Origin of the sequence: Microbispora sp. H10836 (assembly GCF_012999525.1) — a bacterium.
Lineage (GTDB): Bacteria > Actinomycetota > Actinomycetes > Streptosporangiales > Streptosporangiaceae > Microbispora.
The window spans coordinates 2,922-22,037 of record NZ_JABBWU010000038.1 but is presented as its reverse complement, the minus strand read 5'-3'; the positions used below and the strand labels follow the sequence as shown (position 1 = coordinate 22,037).

The window sequence follows — 19,116 nt, the reverse complement described above, 5'->3', positions numbered from 1 at the left end:
GGCTACTTGTCGATGTCTCCCACCACGAAGAACATCGAGCCGAGGATCGCGATCATGTCGGCGACCAGGTTGCCCGGCAGGATCTCCCGCAGCACCTGGATGTTGTTGTAGGAGGCGCTGCGCAGCTTGAGCCGCCACGGCGTCTTCTCGCCGCGTGACACGAGGTAGTAGCCGTTCAGGCCGAGCGGGTTCTCCGTCCAGGCGTACGTGTGACCTTCGGGCGCCTTCAGCACCTTCGGCAGCCGCTGGTTGATCGGCCCGGGCGGCAGGTGCCGCAGGCGCTCGGCGCAGGCGTCGGCCAGGTCGAGAGAGACCTTGACCTGTTCGAGCAGCACCTGGAACCGGGCCTGGCAGTCCCCGGCCGACCGGGTCACGACCTTCACGGGCAGCTCGCCGTACGCGAGGTAGGGCTCGTCGCGCCGCAGGTCGAAGTCGACGCCCGAGGCTCGCGCGATCGGGCCGCTCACGCCGTACTGCATGATCGTCTCGCGGTCGAGCACGCCGACGCCGCGGGTGCGGGCCAGGAAGATCTCGTTGCCGGCGATCAGTTCCTCGATGTCGGGCAGCCGCCGGCGCACGGCCGCGACGGCGGCGGTGACGCGGTCGAGCCAGCCCAGGGGCAGCTCCTCCTTCAGGCCGCCCACCCGGTTGAACATGTAGTGCATGCGGCCGCCGGAGATCTCCTCCATGACGTGCTGCAGGGTCTCCCGCTCGCGGAAGGCGTAGAAGACCGGGGTGATCGCGCCGAGCTCCAGGGGATAGCTGCCGAGGAACATCAGATGGCTGAGCACGCGGTTGAGCTCGGCCAGCAGCGTCCTGGCCCACACCGCCCTGGGCGGCGGCTGCATGCCCAGCATGCGCTCGACCGCGAGCACCACGCCCAGTTCGTTGGCGAACGCCGACAGCCAGTCGTGCCGGTTGGCCAGCACGATGATCTGCCGGTAGTCGCGCACCTCGAACAGCTTCTCCGCGCCGCGGTGCATGTAGCCGACGATCGGCTCGGCGGCCGTGATGCGCTCGCCGTCGAGGACGAGCCGCAGCCGCAGCACGCCGTGGGTGGACGGGTGCTGCGGGCCGATGTTGAGGATCATGTCCTCGGTGGCCAGCTCCCTCGCCTGCACGGCGTCGGCTCCCGCGCCGAGCCCCACGATGCGTTCGGTGCGCCCGCCCTCCTGCTCGGTCGTCATGCCGTCCATGCTTTCACGCTCATCACGCGGGAGCGAAGACGGCGAAGGCATCAGACGAACTCGACCACCGTCGCATGCCGACGGCAGTAGCCTGCTGCTCGGCTTAAGGCTAGCCTTAATTGTGGGAGGGCACTCTTGGCGTGGACGGTGAAGGTCACAGGTGAGTACGCCGCTTGGTTCAGGACGCTCCTCAAGGAGGATCTCGATTCGGCGATCCAAGTCGCTCAGGCCGTCGCCGCACTTCGGGAGGAGGGGCCAGCTGTACCTCGACTACACCAGCGACGAAGAGGAGTGAACATGGCGAAGAGAGTGCCGGGGGACTGGGCCGACCTCGAACGGGAACTTCACGAGGCCGGCGTCTCTCCTTCCGTGATCGAGCAGGGTGCCAGGAAACTCCTCGCGGAGGCACGCGGTCATCAGCTCGCCGAGGCGCGAAAGCAGCTCGGGCTCGGCCAGAGGGACGTCGCGGCTGTCATGGGTCTGAGCGTTGCCCGGGTCTCACAGATCGAGCATGGAGAGGTCACGTCCATCGAGGTCATCGCTCGCTATGTAGAGGCGCTCGGGGCCCGCTTGGACCTGGTCGTCGACTTCGGTGATCGGACGCTGCGCCTGCCCGTCAGCGAGAGGTCGACGGATGCCGCTTGACAGGGGGCCTCTTGGGCGAGACCCCCGACCTCACTTCCCGTCTTCAGCGGCGGCGATTTGACGCAGGGCGTCGACGAGGCGGTCGACGTGCTCCTCGGTCGTGCCGATGCCGATCGAGGCGCGTACGGCGCTCACCGTGCCGTCGGCGCAGCCGGCGTCGTCCCCGCCGAGGAGGTGGCGGACGAACGGGTGGGCGCAGAACTTGCCGTCCCTGACGCCGATGCCGTGGTCGGCCGACAGCGTCTCGGCGACCTCTCTGGCCGTGCGGCCCTCCACGGCGAACGACACGATGCCGACGCGCGGGTGGTCGGGGCCCCACAGGGACAGCTCGCGTACGCCGGGGATCGTGGCGAGCCCGGCGCGCAGGCGGGCGAGCAGCCGCTCCTCCTCGTGGACCAGCGCGATCCAGCCGGTCGTGGTCAGCGCGTCGCAGGCGGCGGCGAGCGCGATGGCGCCGAGCACGTTGGGGGTGCCGGCCTCGTGCCGGCTCTCGGGGTCGTCGCTCCAGTCCACCGTCTCGCCCACGGACCGTACGGCTCCGCCGCCGCGCAGGTACGGATCGGCGTCGGCGAGCCAGTCGGGGCGGCCCACGAGCACCCCGGCGCCGAAGGGGGCGTAGAGCTTGTGCCCGGAGAACGCCACGTAGTCGAGGTCGAGCGCGGCGAGGTTGAGCCCGCGATGGGGGACGAACTGGGCGGCGTCCACGGCGATCCGCGCGCCGTGCCGGTGGGCGACGTGGGCCAGCCCGGCGATCGGCCACAGCTCGCCCGTGACGTTGGAGGCGGCGGTCACGACGAGCAGGGCCGGGCCCTCGATCGCGGCCAGCGCCTCGTCGGCCGCCCGGATCGCCTCGCCGGGGAAGGCGGGCGGCGCGAGCCGTACGGCGTCGGGCCAGGGCAGCAGCGAGGCGTGGTGCTCGGTGTCGAACACGACGACGGTGGTGCCCTCGGGGAGGCTGCGGGCCAGCAGGTTCATCGCGTCGGTCGTGTTGCGCACGAAGATCAGGGCGTCGCCGGGACGGGCGCCGACGAAGGCCCGCACGGTGTGCCTGGCCTGCTCGTACCGCGCGGTGGTGAGCTGTGAGGCGTAGCCCGCGCCCCGGTGGACGCTGGAGTAGGCCGGCAACGCCGCCGCGACGGTGGCGTTCACCGGCTCGAGACAGGGCGCGCTCGCCGCGTAGTCGAGGTTCGCGTACGGCACGAGCCTGCCGCCCCTGACGGGCACCTCCAGGCCGGCGCCCACGACAGCCGGTAGGCGTACGGGCTCGGAGATGCGGGTGACGGCCTGCTGGACGAAGGTGAGTGCGGACAACGCCAAGCCTCCTCGGGTCTGGGACCCCGGCCATGGCGTCGTACGGCGGAGCCCGCGCTTGTCCGGCACACCTCGTGCCGGACCCGGTCCTCACCCGGGGCACCCCGCCGCGAGCGCGAGGGTTGCCGGCCAGCAAGCCGGGGCTTGATGCTGGCACTCATGACCTGAGCGCACTATAACCCGGCATCCGGGCTCGAAGGCAAGCCCGCTGGTGAGAGGCGGATTTGCCGTTATGGTGTGCATTGTGAAGTTTGATCCTTGGAATCCCGAGTTCGTGGCTCACCCGTACGACGCCTACCGCGACCTGCGGGACAACGAGCCGGTCAGCTTCTTCGAGCCGACCGGGCAGTGGCTGGTCGCCCGGCACGCCGACGTGAACGCGCTGCTGCGCGACCGCCGGCTGGGCCGGTCCTACCTGCACGTGGCCACCCATGAGGAGTTCGGCCGGGAGCCCGAGCCGGACTTCCAGAAGCCGTTCTGGCGGGTGATCCGGGCCGGCATGCTCGACGTGGAGCCCCCGGTGCACACGCGGCTGCGCCGCCTGGTGTCCAAGGCCTTCACGCCCCGGATGGTCGAGTCGCTGCGCCCGCGCGTACGCAGGATCGCGACCGAGCTGACCGAGGGACTGGTCGAGCGCGGCGGCGGCGACCTGCTGGCCGAGGTCGCCGAGCCGCTGCCGGTCACCGTGATCGCCGAGATGCTGGGCGTGCCCGAGGCCGACCGCCACCTCCTGCGCCCCTGGTCGGCCGACATCTGCGGGATGTACGAGCTGAACCCGGCCCCGGAGGTCCAGCACACGGCCGTACGCGCCGCGACGGAGTTCGCCGAGTACCTGCGCGGGCTGGCCAGGGCGCGCAGGGACCGGCCGGGCGACGACATGATCTCCGCGCTCGCGCAGGTGGTGGACGACGGCGACCGGCTGACCGAGGACGAGCTGATCGGCACCTGCGTGCTGCTGCTCAACGCCGGGCACGAAGCCACGGTCAACGCCACCGGCAGCGGGTGGTGGGCGCTGTTCCGCAACCCCGGCGAGCTGGAGCGGCTGCGCGCCGACCCCGGCCTGATGCCGACGGCGGTCGAGGAGCTGCTGCGCTACGACACCCCGGCGCAGATGTTCGAGCGGTGGGTGCTCGAGGACATCGAGGTCGGCGGGGTGACGATCCCCCGGGGTGTGGAGATCGCGTTGCTGTTCGGCTCGGCGAACCGGGACCCCGAGGTCTTCGCCGACCCGGACCGCCTGGACATCGGCCGGGCGGACAACCCGCACATCTCGTTCGGTGCCGGCATCCACTTCTGCCTCGGCGCGCCGCTCGCGCGGGTCGAGATGGCGGAGTCCTTCGGCGCGCTGCTGCGCCTCGCCCCCGGCCTGGAGCTCGCCGAGGAGCCGACCTGGAAGCCCAGCTACATCATGCGCGGCCTGGAATCACTGAAGGTCGCCGTCTGACACGCTGACCGTGTGGTGGGTGACCGTCGTGTCGTAGCCGAGCAGGACGGCCCGGGCGGCGGGCTCGACGACGGCGGTGGCGGGATCGTCGCCGGCGAAGCGGCGGATCGCGTCCATCGACTCCCACAGCGTCATGACCTGGATGTCCACCCGGCCGTCGGCGTCCCGCCGCAGCAGGTACGCGCCGCGGTGCCCGTCCACGTCGCGCAGGGAGGGCAGGACCGACGCGGTGAAATGCCGCTCGTAGCGGTCCGCGCCCTCCCGGGTGGCGCTCGCGCGCCAGATTCTCGCGATCATGGTCGCTCCTCTCGATGTCGTGACTGACTGAGCCAGCCGAAGCCGCCGAGGCCGGCCGGGTCGATCAGCTCGGCCTCCTGGGAGGCCCGGCCGAGCGCGCGTACGTAACCCGGGGGATCGGCGGACGCGAGCGCGAGCGGCGGCCGGGCGCCGGTGACCCCCAACTCGCGCAGCGCCTCCCGCTGCGTGGTGAGCGTGGTCGCCTCCGCCCCCGCGCGCTCGCCCGCCGCCGCGCAGGCGTCCAGCGCGACGTGGGCGGTGATGTCGCACGACCCGTCCGGCACGGCGGGCACCAGCGAGCCGTCGCGATATCCGGTGAGCGTGCCGAGCGGGGGCCGCCGTCCGGCCAGATGGGTATAGTCCACGGCGACCGCGGTGCCGTGCGCCAGCCGCGCGATCAACGAGGCCCACGCCTCGTCCCGGGGACGGCCGATCTCGGCGCGCTCCCCGGCGGAGCGCAGCGGCCACCAGCGCTCCAGCCAGGCCAGATCCTCGGGGCCGGGAGCGGGCCCCGGCCGCTCCTCGCCGGTCGCCGGATCCACGAGCACCAGACGTGGGCCGCCGGGCGTCATCTCGGCGATGTCGAGCGGCACGTTGTCCAGCCACTCGTTGGCCACCACCAGGCCGCTGACGCCGTACGGGACCTGCGGCTCCCAGGCGACGCGGGGATCGAGATCGCCGGGCCGGGGGGACAGGTCGACGGCGGTGACCCGCAGCCGCTCCGCGAGGTCCGGCGGCGCGGCGGCGAGCACCCGGGCGGCGAGGAGGCCGTTGCCGCTGCCCATGTCCACGAGGTCGACCGGGCGGGGCCGGCCGAGGGCGGCGTCGACCTGCCGGAGCAGGCGCAGCACGGCCTCGGCGAAGACCGGCGAGGCGTGCACCGATGTCCGGAAATGCCGGTCGGGGCGCTCTCGCAGGTAGAAGCCCCGCTCGCCGTAGAGCGCCCGCCGCATGGCCTCCCGCCAGGTGACTTCCACAGCGCTTCACGGTACCGACACGCCGGGGCCGTGACGAAAAGTAGTCACTTTCGTACTTATGGCTCAACATAGGCCTGTGAGAAATGGGACAAAATCGGACCGTCGGGTTGGGGCGACCGAGGAGTGCCTGCCCGCCTGGGCAACGCCCAGCAGGGCCTGATCTGCCAGACATGACCTGGAGCCGGGTCGGCGGGAGCGCCGCCGCTACGCTGAACCGAGGGGAGGCGTCATGGACACAAGTGACCGCCCGGCGCGGCTCGCCGTGGGAGTGCTCGGCGCGGGACGGGTCGGTTCCGTGCTCGGAGCCGCGCTCATGCTCGCGGGTCATCGGGTGGTGGCGGCCAGCGGTGTGTCCGACGCGTCGGCGCGACGGGCCGCCGACCGCCTCGGCCTGAAGCTCAGCAGGCCGGACGAGGTGATCGCCGAATCCGAGCTCGTGCTGCTCACCGTGCCGGACGACGTGCTGCCCGGCCTCGTGTCCGGCCTCGCCGCCACCGGCGCCGACCTGCGCGGCAAGCTCCTCGTGCACGCGAGCGGCGCGTACGGCCTGGGCGTGCTGGACCCCGCGGCGGAGATGGGCGCGCTGCCCCTCGCGCTGCATCCCGTGATGACGTTCACCGGCAGGAGCGACGACCTGACCCGGCTCAACGGCTGCTCGTTCGGCGTCACCTCGCCCGACCTGCTGCGGCCGGTGGCCGAGGCACTGGTGATCGAGATGGGCGGCGAGCCGGTGTGGATCGCCGACCAGGACCGGCCGCTCTACCATGCCGCCCTGGCCGGCGCCGCGAACCACATGGTGACGCTCGTGGCCGAGTCGCAGGAACTGCTCGCGAAGATCGGCGTGGAGCATCCGGGCCGGATGCTCGCCCCGCTGCTGAGCGCCGCCCTCGACAACGTGCTGCGCCTGGGCATCAGCGGGCTCACCGGGCCCGTGGTGCGCGGCGACGCGGGCACCGTGCGCAAGCACGTCGACGCGCTCATCCTGGCCGCCCCCGAGGCCGCGGACGCGTACGTCGCCCTCGCCAGACTCACCGCCGACCGGGCGCTCGCGGCGGGGCTGCTCAAGCCGGAGACGGCCGAACGCCTGCTGGACGCCCTGGGGGGGAACATATGGACCTGATTGTCGCCGCCGACCGGGCCGGCCTCGTCAAGGCGAGGGACGCGCTCGGCCCCGGAAGGATCGCCCTGGTCCCCACGATGGGGGCGCTCCACGAGGGCCATCGGTCGCTCATCCGGCTGGCGCGAGAGCACGCCGACCACGTGGTGGTGAGCGTGTTCGTCAACCCCCTGCAGTTCGGCCCCGGCGAGGACTTCTCCCGCTACCCCCGTACGTTCGACGCCGACCTCCGGACGTGCGAGGAGGAGGGCGTGGGCGTGGTCTTCGCGCCCTCGGCCGACGACATGTACCTGCCGGACCGCCAGGTGGAGGTCTCGGCGGGCGGCATGGGCGGAGTGGTCGAGGGCGCCTTCCGGCCCGGCCACTTCGACGGCGTGCTGACCGTCGTGCTCAAGCTGTTCAACCTGGTGCGGCCGGACGTCGCGGTCTTCGGGCAGAAGGACGCCCAGCAGCTCGCGCTGATCCGGCGGATGGTGGCCGACCTCGACGTCCCCGTGTCGGTCGTCGGCGCGCCGACCGTGCGGGAGCCCGACGGCCTCGCGCTGTCGAGCCGCAACAGGTATCTGTCCGAGGCCGACCGCCGCACCGCGCTCGCGCTGTCGCGGGCGCTGCGAGCCGGCGCGGCACGGGCCGGAACGGCGGGGCCGGCCGGGATCCTCGACGCCGCGCGGGCCGTGCTGGAGGAGGCCGCCCGGTTCGACCCGCCGCTGCTGCTCGACTACCTGATCCTGGCCGACCCCGCGACGTTCGGGCCGGTCGGCGACGACCACCGGGGTGAGGCCATCCTGGCCGTCGCCGCCAAGGTCGGCACCACCCGTCTCATCGACAACATGGTCCTGACCCTGTAGGGGGCGGCGGCTCAGGCCTCCCCGGCGCGCAGTGTGAACCAGAAGGTGGGCACCGGGTTCGTCCCGGGTGTGATGTCGACCAGCTCCCAGCCGCCGAACCTGGCACGCAGCTCGTCGGCGGTGACGCCGGAGAACGTGTCGTCGAACGCCCCGGGGCCGTACCCGAACATCAGCAGTCGCGCGCCGGGAGCGGCGCGGCGGGTGAGCCCGGCGGCGTAGGCGTCGCGGCGGTGCGGCGGGATGCCGCAGTAGCAGCTCAGGTCGAAGAACAGGTCGAAGGGGCCGGGCGTGTCCAGCTCGTCGAGCCGGGTGGCGTCTCCGTGCAGCAGCCGTACGGCCACTCCCGCCGCGTCGGCCTTCTCCCGAGCCTGCTCGACCGCCCGCTCGACGAGGTCGACGGCCACGACCTCCCAGCCGTGCCGGGCCAGATATACGGCGTTGGTTCCGGTGCCGCAGCCGAGCTCCAGGGCGCGGCCGGGCGGCAGCACACCGTCCCCTTCCCCTTCCCCACGCCCTTCTACCAGTGCGACCAGCTCGGGCGGCGTCACACCGGTGTCCCACGGCGGCTTGCCGGCCCGGTAGTACTCCTCCAGCGCTCGGCGCACGGCCTCCTCCTGGTCGACGTCCCCGCCCGCGTTCGGCCTGCTCATGGCCCCTCCGGATTTTTAGAGTTCAACTCTAGTGACTGACTCTAGAGATATACTCGCGCCGTGGACACCGTCAAGCGGCCGGACAAACGAGCCGAGCGCTCACGCCGCACCCGGGAGAAGGTCATCCAGGCGGCGCGGGAGCTGTTCGTCGCGCAGGGCTACGGGGCGACGAGCCTGCAGGAGGTCGCCGACCGGGCGGGCGTGGCGGTTCAGACGGTCTATTTCGTCTTCGGCAACAAGCGCACGCTGTTCAAGGACGTCGTCGACACGTCCATCGCCGGTGACGCCGAGCCGGTGGCCGTCATGGACCGTGAATGGTTCCGCGCCGCGTGCGCCGAGCCCACCGCGGCCGGCCAGTTGCGCGCCCACGTGCGCGGCACGAGTGAGATCCTCGCCCGGGTCGCCCCGATCATGCCGATGATCGCGTCCGCCGGGGCCGCCGACCCGCAGATCGCCGCGCAATGGCCCGACGGCCCCGATCCGCGCTACACGGTGCAGCACGCCGCGGCCCAGGCGCTGGCGGGCAAGCCCGGCGCCCGCCCCGACGTCTCCGTCGCGATGGCGGCGGATCTGCTGTTCTGCCTGCTGAGCCCGCAGCTGTACCTGCTCTTCGTCCAGGACCGCGGCTGGTCGCCGGACCGGTGGGAGGAATGGGCCTACGCCACTCTGGCCGCCCAGATCTGCACGGGTCCTGCGACAAGCACGGGCCCCGCGGCGAGTCCCCTGTAGGAGGGGCCGGGGCGGCACCATCGCACGGGGGGCGTTATCGTCATTATGACGAAAGGGGATCCCCTCATGGTGGCGCTCGCACGCAGACTCACCGCCCCCGCACCCGGCTGGACCGTCGAGGCCGACGCCGTCGTGATCGGGTCCGGCATCGCCGGCCTCACCGTGGCGCTGCGCCACGTCGAACTCGACCCCCGGGCGCGGGTGCTCGTGGTCACCAAGGACGTGCTGTCGGCCGGGTCCACCCGCTGGGCACAGGGCGGCATCGCCGCCGTCCTCGACCCCGAGGACACCCCCGACGAGCACCTGAGGGACACGCTCGTCGCCGGGGTCGGCCTGTGCGACGAGGAGGCCGTACGCGTCCTGGTGACCGAGGGCCCCGACGCGCTGAAGCGGCTGATGAGCCACGGCGCCGAGTTCGATCGCGGCACCGACGGCGAGCTCCAGCTCACCCGCGAGGGCGGCCACCGCCGCAACCGGATCGTGCACGCGGGCGGCGACGCGACCGGCGCCGAGGTGCAGCGCGCTCTGGTCGAGGCCGTGCTGGCCGAGCCCCGCATCGAGGTCATCGAGCACGCCCTCGCCCTCGATCTCCTCCTCGACGCCGAGGGTCACGCCTGCGGCGTCACGCTCCACGTGATGGGAGAGGGCGCCCGCGACGGCGTCGGCGCCGTACGGGCCGGGGCCGTAGTGCTGGCCAGCGGCGGCATGGGCCAGATCTACGCGGCCACCACCAACCCCGTCGTGTCCACCGGAGACGGTGTGGCGCTGGCCCTGCGGGCCGGCGCGGTGGTCAGGGACATCGAGTTCGTGCAGTTCCACCCCACGGTCCTGTGGCTGGGGGAGGGCTCGACCGGCCAGCAGCCCCTCGTCTCCGAGGCCGTGCGCGGCGAGGGCGCCGTGCTGATCGACTCGAACGGCGAGCGTTTCATGCGGGGCGTGCACGAGCTGGCCGACCTCGCGCCCCGCGACGTGGTCGCCAAGGCGATCATGCGCCAGATGGCGCGGACCGGCGCCGACCACGTCTACCTCGACGCCACCCACTTCGGAGAGGACAAGTGGCGGACCAGGTTCCCCACGATCCTCGCCGTCTGCCGCGAGCACGGCATCGACCCCGTCACCGAGCCCATCCCCGTAGCCCCGGCCGCCCACTACGCGAGCGGCGGCGTAGGCACCGACCTGTACGGCAGGACCAGCGTGCCCGGTCTGTACGCCTGCGGGGAGGTGGCCTGCACGGGCGTGCACGGCGCCAACCGGCTGGCCTCCAACTCCCTTCTGGAAGGGCTCGTCTACGGCGAGCGGATCGCCGCCGATCTGGCCGCGAAGAAGCTCACCCCGCGCGAGCCCGCGCGAGACGATCGGCCCGAGGGCCTCGTCGACCCGCGTACGCGGCCGAGGGTCCAGAGCCACATGAGCCGGGGCGCCGGGGTGCTGCGCAGCGACCGGAGCCTCGCGCAGGTCGCCCGCGCGCTGTCGGACGCCCGCTGGACGCCGGTCGCGGTCGAGCCCTGCACCGAGTCGTGGGAGGCGACCAACCTCCTCACGGTGGCCTCCGCGCTGGTCGCCGCGGCGGCCGTGCGCGAGGAGACCCGCGGCTCGCACTGGCGGGAGGACCACCCCGACCGCGACGACGCCCGCTGGCGGGCGCACATCGACATCGCCCTGACGGCGGAGGGACTGACCTTGACGCACACACCTCACGAGGAACCGCGGACCGAGCTGGACAAGGCCGGCCTCGACCCGGACGCCGTGCTCGGTCTCGTCCGGGCCGCCCTGGAGGAGGACCTGGCCGGGGGACAGGACGTGACCTCGGTCGCCACGATCCCGGCCGGCCAGCGGGCCGTCGCCGACGTGGTGGCCCGCAAGGAGGGCGTGGTCGCCGGCCTCGCCGTGGCCGAGACCGTCTTCCGCCAGGCCGCCGGGCAGGTCGAGATCGAGCGGCACGCCGGTGACGGCGACCGGGTGCGCCCGGGCGACGTGGTGATGACCGTGCGGGGCACGACCAGGGACCTGCTCACGCTGGAGCGCACCGCGCTCAACTTCCTCACCCACCTGTCCGGCATCGCCACCCAGACCCGCCGCTGGGTGGACGCCGTCGAGGGCACCGGCGCCCGGATCCGCGACAGCCGCAAGACCCTCCCCGGGCTGCGCGCGCTGGAGAAGTACGCCGTCCGGGCCGGCGGCGGGGTCAACCACCGGATGGGCCTGCACGACGCCGCCCTGATCAAGGACAACCACGTCGTCGCCGCCGGAGGCGTCGCCGAGGCGTTCCGCGCCGTACGGCAGGCCTTCCCCGGACTGCCGATCGAGGTCGAGGTGGACCGGATCGACCAGATCGAGCCGGTCCTCGCCGAGGGAGCCGAGGAGATCCTGCTCGACAACTTCACCGTGGACCAGCTCGCCGAGGCCGTACGGCTGGTGGCCGGGCGGGCGCGGCTGGAGTCGAGCGGCGGGCTGACCCTGGACGTGGCCCGCGCCGTCGCCGAGACGGGAGTCGACTACCTGGCCGTCGGCGCGCTCACACACTCGGCCCCGGCACTCGACCTGGGCCTGGATCTTCGTGAGGCATAATCAGGGAATGCTGCTCACCATCGACGTCAGCAACACCCACACTGTGCTGGGCCTGTTCGAGGGTGAAGAGGTGATCGAGCACTGGCGGATCGCCACCGATCCGCGCCGCACGGCGGACGAGATCGCGGTGGTGCTCCAGGGCCTCCTCGGGCAGTCGCCGCTGCTCAAGGACGCCGACATCAGCGGCATCGCGATCTGTTCCACGGTCCCGTCGGTGCTCAACGAGATGCGGGAGATGTCCCGGCGTTACTACGGCGACGTCACGGCCGTGGTCGTCGAGCCCGGCGTCCGCACCGGCGTTCCGGTCCGGATGGACAACCCCAAGGAGGTCGGCAGCGACCGCATCGTGAACGCGCTCGCCGCCACCGCCCTGTACGGCGGGCCGTGCGTGATCGTGGACTTCGGCACGGCCACGTCGTTCGACGCCGTCTCGGCCCGGGGCGAGTACGTCGGCGCGGTGACCGCTCCCGGCCTGGAGATCTCGGTGGACGCGCTGGCCACCGCCGGGGCCCAGCTCCACAAGGTCGAGCTGGTCCGGCCGAGGTCGGTGATCGCCAAGAACACCGTGGAGGCGCTCCAGTCGGGCATCATCTACGGCTTCGCGGGCCTGGTGGACGGCATCGTGGACCGCATGACGGCCGAGCTGGCCTCCGACCCCGACGACGTCACCGTGGTCGCCACGGGCACCGGTGCGCCGCTGATCATCGGCGAGGCCCGTACCATCGACGTGCACGAGCCCTGGCTCACGCTGATCGGCCTGCGGCTGGTCTACGCCCGTAACGCGTCCTGACGACTCCCTCGCGTACGGGACCATAGAAGGCAGGATCCCGTTCAGAGAGGACTGACGTGATGGACGCCGACTGGGTGGCGCGTTTCGCCGATGAGGTCATCGCCGAGGCTGAACGGCGCGCACCGGGCAAACCCATCGTCTGCGCGTCCGGCCTCAGCCCCTCGGGCCCGATCCACCTGGGCAACCTGCGCGAGGTCATGACCCCGCACCTGGTGGCCGACGAGATCAGGCGGCGCGGCCACGAGTGCGTGCACATCATCTCGTGGGACGACTTCGACCGCTTCCGCAAGGTGCCGGTCGGCATCGACCCCGCGTGGAACGAGCACATCGGCAAGCCGCTGACCACCGTCCCGGCCCCGCCCGGCAGTGAGTACCCGAACTGGGCCGAGCACTTCAAGGCGCCGATGATCGCGGCGCTCGACGAGCTCGGCGTGGAGTACCACGGCATCAGCCAGACGCAGATGTACACCTCCGGGGCCTACCGGGAGCAGGTGCTGCTCGCCATGCGCGAGCGGCGGCGGATCGACGCGATCCTCGACCAGTACCGCACCAAGAAGGCGAAGGCCAAGGAGGTCGTGGACGCCGACGAGGCCGCCGCGATCGAGGGCTCGGGGGCCGCGAGCGAGGACGACGGCTCCGGCGCCGGGGGCTACTACCCCTACAAGCCCTACTGCTCGGCCTGCGACCGCGACCTGACCACGGTCACCTCCTACGACGACGAGACGACCGCGATGTCGTACACCTGCGTGTGCGGCCACGGCGAGACCGTCCTGTTGTCCGAGCACACCCGCGGCAAGCTGGTGTGGAAGGTCGACTGGCCGATGCGCTGGGCGTACGAGGGCGTGGTCTTCGAGCCGTCGGGCGTGGACCACAGCTCGCCGGGCTCGTCGTTCGTCGTCGGCGGCCAGATCGTCCGCGAGGTGTTCGACGCGCCGCAGCCGATCGGGCCGATGTACGCCTTCGTCGGCATCAGCGGCATGGCCAAGATGAGCAGCTCCAAGGGCGGCGTGCCGACCCCGGCCGACGCTCTGTCGATCATGGAGCCCGCGTTGCTGCGCTGGCTGTACGCCCGCCGCCGTCCCAACCAGTCGTTCAAGGTCTCCTTCGACCAGGAGATCCAGCGGATGTACGACGAGTGGGACACGCTGACCAGGAAGGTGCAGGACGGCACGGCGCTGCCGGCCGACCAGGCGGCCTACCGCCGCGCGTCGAGCACGGCGTCCAGGACGCTGCCGGAGACGCCGCGGCGGCTGCCGTACCGGACGCTCGCCTCGGTCGTGGACATCGCCACCGGGCACGAGGAGCAGACGCTGCGCATCCTGCGCGCGTTCGACCCGGAGATCACCGGGCTGGACGAGCTGCGGCCGCGGCTCGACCGCGCCCGGCACTGGGTGAACACCTACCTGGCCGCGGAGGAGCGCACGCAGGTGCGCGAGACGCCCGACAAGGAGCTGCTCGACACGCTCGGCGAGCAGGACCGCGAGTCGCTGCGCCTGCTGGCGGAGGGCCTCGACGCGCACTGGTCGCTCGACGGGCTGACCACGCTCGTGTACGGCGTGCCGAAGGTGCAGGCGGGGCTCGACATGGACGCCAAGGCGGCCACGCCCGAGCTGAAGGCGGCCCAGCGGGCCTTCTTCGCCCTGCTCTACCGCCTGCTCGTCGGCCGCGACACCGGCCCGCGCCTGCCCACGCTGCTGCTGGCCGTGGGCCGCGACCGGGTGCGTGAGCTGCTCGGTCGTGCCTGAGCGCGTCGTGTCTCATGTCCCGGGGGCGGGCCGCACCGCCGATTAGCCGGCGCCGCGGGCCGGACGGCATCGCCGTCCGGCCCGCGGTCGTACCGGAGCTGCTCCCGTTCGCACGCCGGTCCGGCGGCGTCAGGGCACCGGAATGTCAGGGCACCGGAATGCCCCACCGGAATGTCAGGGCAGCAGGACCAGCCGGCCGCGCAGGCCGCCCCTGCGCAGGCGTTCGTGTGCCTCGGCCGCCCGCTCCAGCGGATAGGTGCCGGCGACTCGCATGGTCAGCCGTCCGGCCTCGGCCAGCTTCGCCACGTCGCGGAGCTGGGCCGCGTCGGCGCGGACGAACACCGTCGAGACCCGGATGCCGCGCAACGGGAGCGGGGCCTGCCCGGCGCCGACGGCGACGAACGCGCCCCCGTTGCGTACGGTGTCCAGCGTGGGCAGGCCGGCGACCGCCGCGTCCACCAGGCCGTCCACGCCGCCGGGAACGACGGCCCTGACGGTCGCGGCCAGGTCGGCGCCCCTCGGGATGAACCACTCCGCGCCGAAGCCTCGCACCAGCGACTCGTCGCCGGGCGCGGCGACCGCGGCGACCCTGACCCCCCGTGCCACGGCCAGTTCCACGAGGTAGCCGCCGAGGCCTCCGGCCGCGCCCGTGACGAGCAGGGTCTCGCCCGCGGCGAGCCCGGCGAGGTCGAGCGCCTGCATGGCGGTGAGCGCGTTCAGCGGCAGTGCCGACGCCTCGGGTGCGGCCGCCCCCGCGGGTGCCGGCGCGATGGCCGCCTCGTCCAGCACCACCAGGTCCCCCTGGGCCTTGAACCGGTCGGTCAGCCGGTCGGACAGACCGATGACGCGCGCACCGGGGCGTACGGTCGCCACTCCCGGACCTGCCAGGTCGACCACGCCCGCCACGTCCCAGCCCAGCGCGTACGTCTCCAGCCGGGGCGCGAGCCCGTAATCGGGCAGTGCGCCCGAGGCGGTGAAGAGATCGATCGGGTTGACGGCGGCCGCCTCCACCCTGATCCGCACCTGTCCCGGCCCCGGCTCGGGATCGGGCGTCTCGACCAGCCGTAGGGCACCGCCCTGTGCCACCAGTGTTCTCATGTGTCCTCCTTCCACGCGGAAGTGAGCGTAGGAAGAGCTGCTCTCTTTTGGTAAGTAGGCACCTGGAAGTGTGTAAGGGAGACAGAGGGAACCCCCTCGGTGCCGGTACGGGCCGGCTGCCGGCTCACGCGCCTGGATGAAAACCTCATGCCGCCGCTGGAAGCGATCGGGCGGTGGGCCGGGGTCCACACGGAGGACGCCGAGGCGGGCCCGGGAGACGTACGACCGGCGGGTCGACTCCCAACCTTGACGACCTTCGCGGCAGGCGTTTACCGTCCCTGGAGGGTGGGCCGACGAATCATCGTCGTGGGGGAGGGCGGACGATGGGTGTTCCCGAGGTCGTCTACCGAGGTGACAGTCTCACCTCGGATTTTGATCGTGCCGGTCTCACCGAAGAGGACTTGCTTCTTCTCGCGGAGCTGGCCAAGGGCGTGACCGCCGACCGTGTGGGCCGCAGTCTCGACGTCAGCGGGCGCACGGTGCGGCGCCGGCTGCGGTGCATCTGCGACCGCATCGGCGTCGCGACGGCGATCGAGGCCGTCGCCTGGGCGGCGCGCCGCCGCCTCATCTGACCGCGCTCCGGATCGCACGACGTCGCGGAAAGACGCCGGAGAAAGCGGCGATGTCGAGGAGCGGCGCCGCCGGCGAGGGCGGCTCAACCGGCATGCGCTCCGGGTCGCGCGATCTCGGCGGCGCGGCTCGGCCGGGGTGCGCTCCGGGTCGCGTGGTGCCGGCGTCGCGGCTCAGTCGGCGACGCGCACCGCTCCCGCGAACGGCCGTCCGGCGATCTTGGCGATGTGGATGACGTCTCCCGTGCGCGGCGCGTGGATCATGTAGCCACCGCCGATGTAAAGGCCCACGTGGTGCAGGTCGGAGTAGAAGAACACCAGGTCTCCCGGGCGGAGCTGGTCGCGGGAGATGTGCGTGCCGGCCGTCCACTGGTCGCCCGTGTAGTGGGGCAGGCTGACGCCGACGGACTGGTAGGCCGCCATGACCAGGCCCGAGCAGTCGAAGGAGCCCGGGCCCTCGGCGCCCCACACGTACGGCTTGAGCTGCTGCCTGAGGGCCCAGCGCGCCGCCTGGGCGGCCTTGCCGTCGCCCACGATGGGGAACGACATCCGGCTGCGCGTCTCGCTGCCGACCGTGCGGGAGACCTGCCGGTAGAGGCTGCTCTCGGTCTTCTTGATCAGCTTGGTGATCTTGTCGCGGCGGGAGTCGAGGCCGGCGAGCAGTTTCTTGACCTCGGCCTGCCGGGCCGACGCGCTCTCCCTGGCCCGCGCGGCGGCGTCCATGGCCTTGGTGACCTCGGCGACCTCCTGGCTCTCCTGCAGCTCCAGCGCGTACGTCGTGGAGGCCTGGCTCAGGTACTTCCGCGGGTCGACGTTGCTGTCGATGAGCACGAGCGCGTTGCCGAGCCCGTTGGTCATGTAGGAGTGCTGCGCGAGGGCGCTGGCCTTCTGCCGGCGGACCTCCAGCTCGGCCTCGCTCTTGGCGAGGTTCTTCTTGGCGAGCTCGGCGGACCGCTCGGCCGCCTTCAGGCGCACGCGCTCGCCGTTGTACTGCTCGGTGAGGCTCTCGATCTCGGTGTAGAGGCTCTCGACCTGTTCCGTGAGCTCTTTGAGGCTCGGCTTGGGGTCGGCGGTGGCGCGGACCACCGGGGCGCCGAACGTGATCGCGGTGAGCGCGACGCCGACGAACGCCAATCGGCGGATGGCACCCGGACCGGCCGTGCCGGATCCGGACCGTCGGCGGCGGGCGTGCCTGCCCGCCGGCCGTCCTCCACGCGTGCGCAACCGAGCTCCTCTCCCACATGTGCCCCGCGGCAGGCCGTGGTGGAGCACGGCCATGTGGCGGGGCACTACTGAGCGCCTACCGGGTTAGCTGACGGGTTCGGGCCGGAGTAGCCCTACCTTGGTGGATTCACCCCTTGACGATCTGAGACCGAACCGATCCTGATCCTGCAGTTGGGTCCCCGGCTCCCCTCCGCACTCGGTGCTTCGAAGATTCGGCGCCCGGTCGCCGTGAGCGCTCACGATGACCGGCATCGTCGCTGGACGATAGTGCACGGCGAGTTCTTGCTCAACCAGAACTCCGAAACCCGTCTACGTTTGACAACCAAATGATCACAGCTGGGTCACGGACTCAATGGTGGTACGTCCGCTTTCACCTGCGTTTGGAGCGATCTGAGGTGTTGCACGTGCCGCGCGGGCTGCCGGAAAAAGTGGGACGAACCGGATCGTGGTCCTAACGGACGGCCGGGCGTTCTTCCGTATCCTGGCGGCTACAGAGGGTCAGATCTCATGTCGGGTACGGCGTTTGGGAATGACCGTTATCCGCAGAGGTCGTTCGTGCCGACTGCGAGGGATCGGACGCCGTCCGGCTAGGCTGGCCGCTCATGGAGCAGGTCGCCGCGCAGACATCCAGTGGTTCGGGTGCCACGGCCGTGACGGTGCGCCGGGCCAGGACGCCGGACGTCCGGGCGATCCGGCGTCTCGTCGACGCGTACTCGGGCGTCGGGCCCCGACTGCTCAAGAAGAGCACGGTGACGCTCTACGAGGACGTGCAGGAGTTCTGGGTCGCGGTGGTGGACGGGCAGATCGTCGGCTGCGGCGCGCTGCACGTGCTGTGGGAGGACCTCGCCGAGATCAGGACCGTCGCCGTGGACCCCACGGTGCGCGGTGGGGGCATCGGCCACCGGATCGTCGCCGCGCTCATCGAGACCGCCCGGGACCTCGGCGTGCGGAGGGTCTTCTGCCTCACGTTCGCGGTCGAGTTCTTCGCCCGGCACGGCTTCCGGCCCATTCAGGGCACGCCGGTCTCTCCCGAGGTGTACGCGGAACTGCTCGCGTCGTACGACGAGGGTGTCGCCGAGTTCCTCGATTTGGAGCACGTCAAGCCGAACACTCTGGGGAACACCCGGATGTTGCTGCACCTCGACCGCCGTTGACCGCCGTTCACGGTCCGGCAGGTAATGATCTTGACGTGAATTGTCAGTGTCCGCAAAGGTGACTGTTGTTACACCTGTCGCTACTTTTGGCAATATCAGCGTGTGCTACGGACGTGCGGCGCATGCGTCTTCGAAACGAGGTGACACGGTGAGCACCGGACAGCCGCCGTACCCACAGGACGAGTCGGACGGAACGCCACCGCCGTCATCGAACCCCGGGTACGGCACGGACAGACAGGCCCAGGACTACGACCCTGACGTCACGGTCGTCAACTATCGCCACACGGGGCAAAACACGGGCCCGCAGCAGCCGCCCGGCTACGACGCCGCCCAGGGCGGCTACGGCCAGCAGCAGGGCTACGGGGCTCAGCAGGGCCAGCAGCAGTACGGCCAGCAGGCCCCGCAGCAGGGCTACGGGCAGCAGCAGTACGGCCAGCAGGGCTATGGCCAGACGGGACCGCAGCAAGGTTACGGTCAGCAGGGCCAGCAGCAGTACGGCCAGACGGGCCCGCAGCAGGGCTACGGCCAGCAGGCCTCCTCGCAGGACTACGGCCAGCAGCAGGGTTACGGCGCCCAGCAGCAGTACGGGCAGCAGGGCTACGGCGCTCAGCAGGGCCAGCAGGGCTACGGCGCCCAGCAGGGCCAGCAGCAGTACGGCCAGACGGGCCCGCAGCAGGGCTACGGCCAGCAGGCCTCCTCGCAGGACTACGGCCAGCAGCAGGGTTACGGCGCCCAGCAGCAGTACGGGCAGCAGGGCTACGGC

The 19,116-nt window shown here is 71.8% G+C and carries 18 protein-coding genes and 2 riboswitches; of the genes, 10 read left to right on the top strand and 8 right to left on the bottom strand.

Annotated features, from left to right (window positions below; all coding sequences use genetic code 11):
• Positions 1-2: 2 nt before the first annotated feature.
• Positions 3-1,196, bottom strand: a complete 1,194-nt coding sequence (locus HHX30_RS39145) for an NADH-quinone oxidoreductase subunit D (RefSeq protein ID WP_396706876.1) — start codon at positions 1,194-1,196, stop codon at positions 3-5.
• A gap of 126 nt (positions 1,197-1,322) precedes the next feature.
• Between HHX30_RS39145 and HHX30_RS39135 the strand changes: the two genes are divergently transcribed.
• Positions 1,323-1,832, top strand: coding sequence for a helix-turn-helix transcriptional regulator (locus HHX30_RS39135; protein ID WP_249350972.1), 510 nt, complete (start codon positions 1,323-1,325; stop codon positions 1,830-1,832).
• A gap of 30 nt (positions 1,833-1,862) precedes the next feature.
• On the opposite strand, the gene HHX30_RS39130 is transcribed toward HHX30_RS39135, so the two are convergent.
• A complete protein-coding gene (locus HHX30_RS39130; protein ID WP_211593409.1) occupies positions 1,863-3,143 on the bottom strand; it encodes an aminotransferase class V-fold PLP-dependent enzyme in 1,281 nt (426 codons plus the stop codon).
• Between the two features lie 49 nt (positions 3,144-3,192).
• Positions 3,193-3,308, bottom strand: a riboswitch (SAM riboswitch).
• Between the two features lie 79 nt (positions 3,309-3,387).
• Here HHX30_RS39130 and HHX30_RS39125 point away from each other — a divergent pair.
• Positions 3,388-4,587, top strand: coding sequence for a cytochrome P450 (locus HHX30_RS39125; RefSeq protein WP_311923037.1), 1,200 nt, complete (start codon positions 3,388-3,390; stop codon positions 4,585-4,587).
• Here the strand turns inward: HHX30_RS39125 and HHX30_RS39120 are convergent.
• Together HHX30_RS39120 and HHX30_RS39115 are read right to left on the bottom strand one after the other, a co-directional pair.
• The gene (locus HHX30_RS39120) at positions 4,567-4,884 is read right to left on the bottom strand and encodes an antibiotic biosynthesis monooxygenase (protein WP_169988992.1); all 318 of its coding nucleotides are present in this window, start codon (positions 4,882-4,884) and stop codon (positions 4,567-4,569) included. The genes HHX30_RS39125 and HHX30_RS39120 overlap by 21 nt on opposite strands.
• Entirely contained in the window at positions 4,881-5,861 is a 981-nt protein-coding gene (locus HHX30_RS39115) for an SAM-dependent methyltransferase (protein WP_311923036.1), read from the bottom strand. Before HHX30_RS39115 ends, HHX30_RS39120 begins: the two co-directional genes overlap by 4 nt.
• Before the next feature lie 229 nt (positions 5,862-6,090).
• Here HHX30_RS39115 and HHX30_RS39110 point away from each other — a divergent pair, with 229 nt between their 5' ends.
• A complete protein-coding gene (locus HHX30_RS39110) occupies positions 6,091-6,981 on the top strand; it encodes a Rossmann-like and DUF2520 domain-containing protein (protein ID WP_169988991.1) in 891 nt (296 codons plus the stop codon).
• Positions 6,972-7,826 (top strand): pantoate--beta-alanine ligase, encoded by an 855-nt coding sequence (gene panC, locus HHX30_RS39105; protein WP_169988990.1) that lies wholly within the window; start codon positions 6,972-6,974, stop codon positions 7,824-7,826. Before HHX30_RS39110 ends, panC begins: the two co-directional genes overlap by 10 nt.
• Positions 7,827-7,837: 11 nt before the next feature.
• Here the strand turns inward: panC and HHX30_RS39100 are convergent, their stop codons facing one another.
• Positions 7,838-8,476 carry a cyclopropane-fatty-acyl-phospholipid synthase family protein gene (locus tag HHX30_RS39100; protein ID WP_169988989.1) on the bottom strand — a complete coding sequence of 213 codons (639 nt, stop codon included), beginning with the start codon at positions 8,474-8,476 and terminating at the stop codon, positions 7,838-7,840.
• Positions 8,477-8,536: 60 nt separating this feature from the next.
• On the opposite strand from HHX30_RS39100, the gene HHX30_RS39095 reads away from it, so the two are divergent.
• From HHX30_RS39095 to lysS, 4 genes are all read left to right on the top strand, one after another.
• Positions 8,537-9,205, top strand: coding sequence for a TetR/AcrR family transcriptional regulator (locus tag HHX30_RS39095; protein WP_169988988.1), 669 nt, complete (start codon positions 8,537-8,539; stop codon positions 9,203-9,205).
• 66 nt (positions 9,206-9,271) lie between these two features.
• Positions 9,272-11,773: an L-aspartate oxidase gene (locus HHX30_RS39090; RefSeq protein ID WP_169988987.1), complete on the top strand. Its 2,502-nt coding sequence runs from the start codon at positions 9,272-9,274 to the stop codon at positions 11,771-11,773.
• Positions 11,774-11,780: 7 nt separating this feature from the next.
• Entirely contained in the window at positions 11,781-12,563 is a 783-nt protein-coding gene (locus HHX30_RS39085) for a type III pantothenate kinase (RefSeq protein ID WP_169988986.1), read from the top strand.
• Positions 12,564-12,622: 59 nt separating this feature from the next.
• Complete coding sequence (gene lysS, locus HHX30_RS39080) at positions 12,623-14,308, top strand: lysine--tRNA ligase (RefSeq protein ID WP_169988985.1); 1,686 nt, start codon at positions 12,623-12,625, stop codon at positions 14,306-14,308.
• A 174-nt stretch (positions 14,309-14,482) separates the two neighbouring features.
• Here lysS and HHX30_RS39075 read toward each other — a convergent pair whose 3' ends face one another.
• Positions 14,483-15,406, bottom strand: coding sequence for a zinc-binding dehydrogenase (locus tag HHX30_RS39075; RefSeq protein ID WP_169988984.1), 924 nt, complete (start codon positions 15,404-15,406; stop codon positions 14,483-14,485).
• A gap of 323 nt (positions 15,407-15,729) precedes the next feature.
• Here HHX30_RS39075 and HHX30_RS39070 point away from each other — a divergent pair, with 323 nt between their 5' ends.
• Complete coding sequence (locus tag HHX30_RS39070) at positions 15,730-15,978, top strand: LuxR C-terminal-related transcriptional regulator (RefSeq protein WP_249350970.1); 249 nt, start codon at positions 15,730-15,732, stop codon at positions 15,976-15,978.
• Positions 15,979-16,149: 171 nt separating this feature from the next.
• Here the strand turns inward: HHX30_RS39070 and HHX30_RS39065 are convergent, their stop codons facing one another.
• On the bottom strand, positions 16,150-17,109 hold the full coding sequence (locus tag HHX30_RS39065; protein ID WP_249350968.1) for a C40 family peptidase: 960 nt from the start codon (positions 17,107-17,109) through the stop codon (positions 16,150-16,152).
• A gap of 148 nt (positions 17,110-17,257) precedes the next feature.
• Positions 17,258-17,411: riboswitch (cyclic di-AMP (ydaO/yuaA leader) on the bottom strand.
• Positions 17,412-17,801: 390 nt separating this feature from the next.
• Here HHX30_RS39065 and HHX30_RS39060 point away from each other — a divergent pair.
• On the top strand, positions 17,802-18,353 hold the full coding sequence (locus tag HHX30_RS39060; protein ID WP_169988982.1) for an amino-acid N-acetyltransferase: 552 nt from the start codon (positions 17,802-17,804) through the stop codon (positions 18,351-18,353).
• Positions 18,354-18,558: 205 nt separating this feature from the next.
• Here HHX30_RS39060 and HHX30_RS39055 read toward each other — a convergent pair.
• The coding region (locus tag HHX30_RS39055) for a hypothetical protein (protein ID WP_211593407.1) at positions 18,559-19,116 on the bottom strand (558 nt) is incomplete at its 5' end.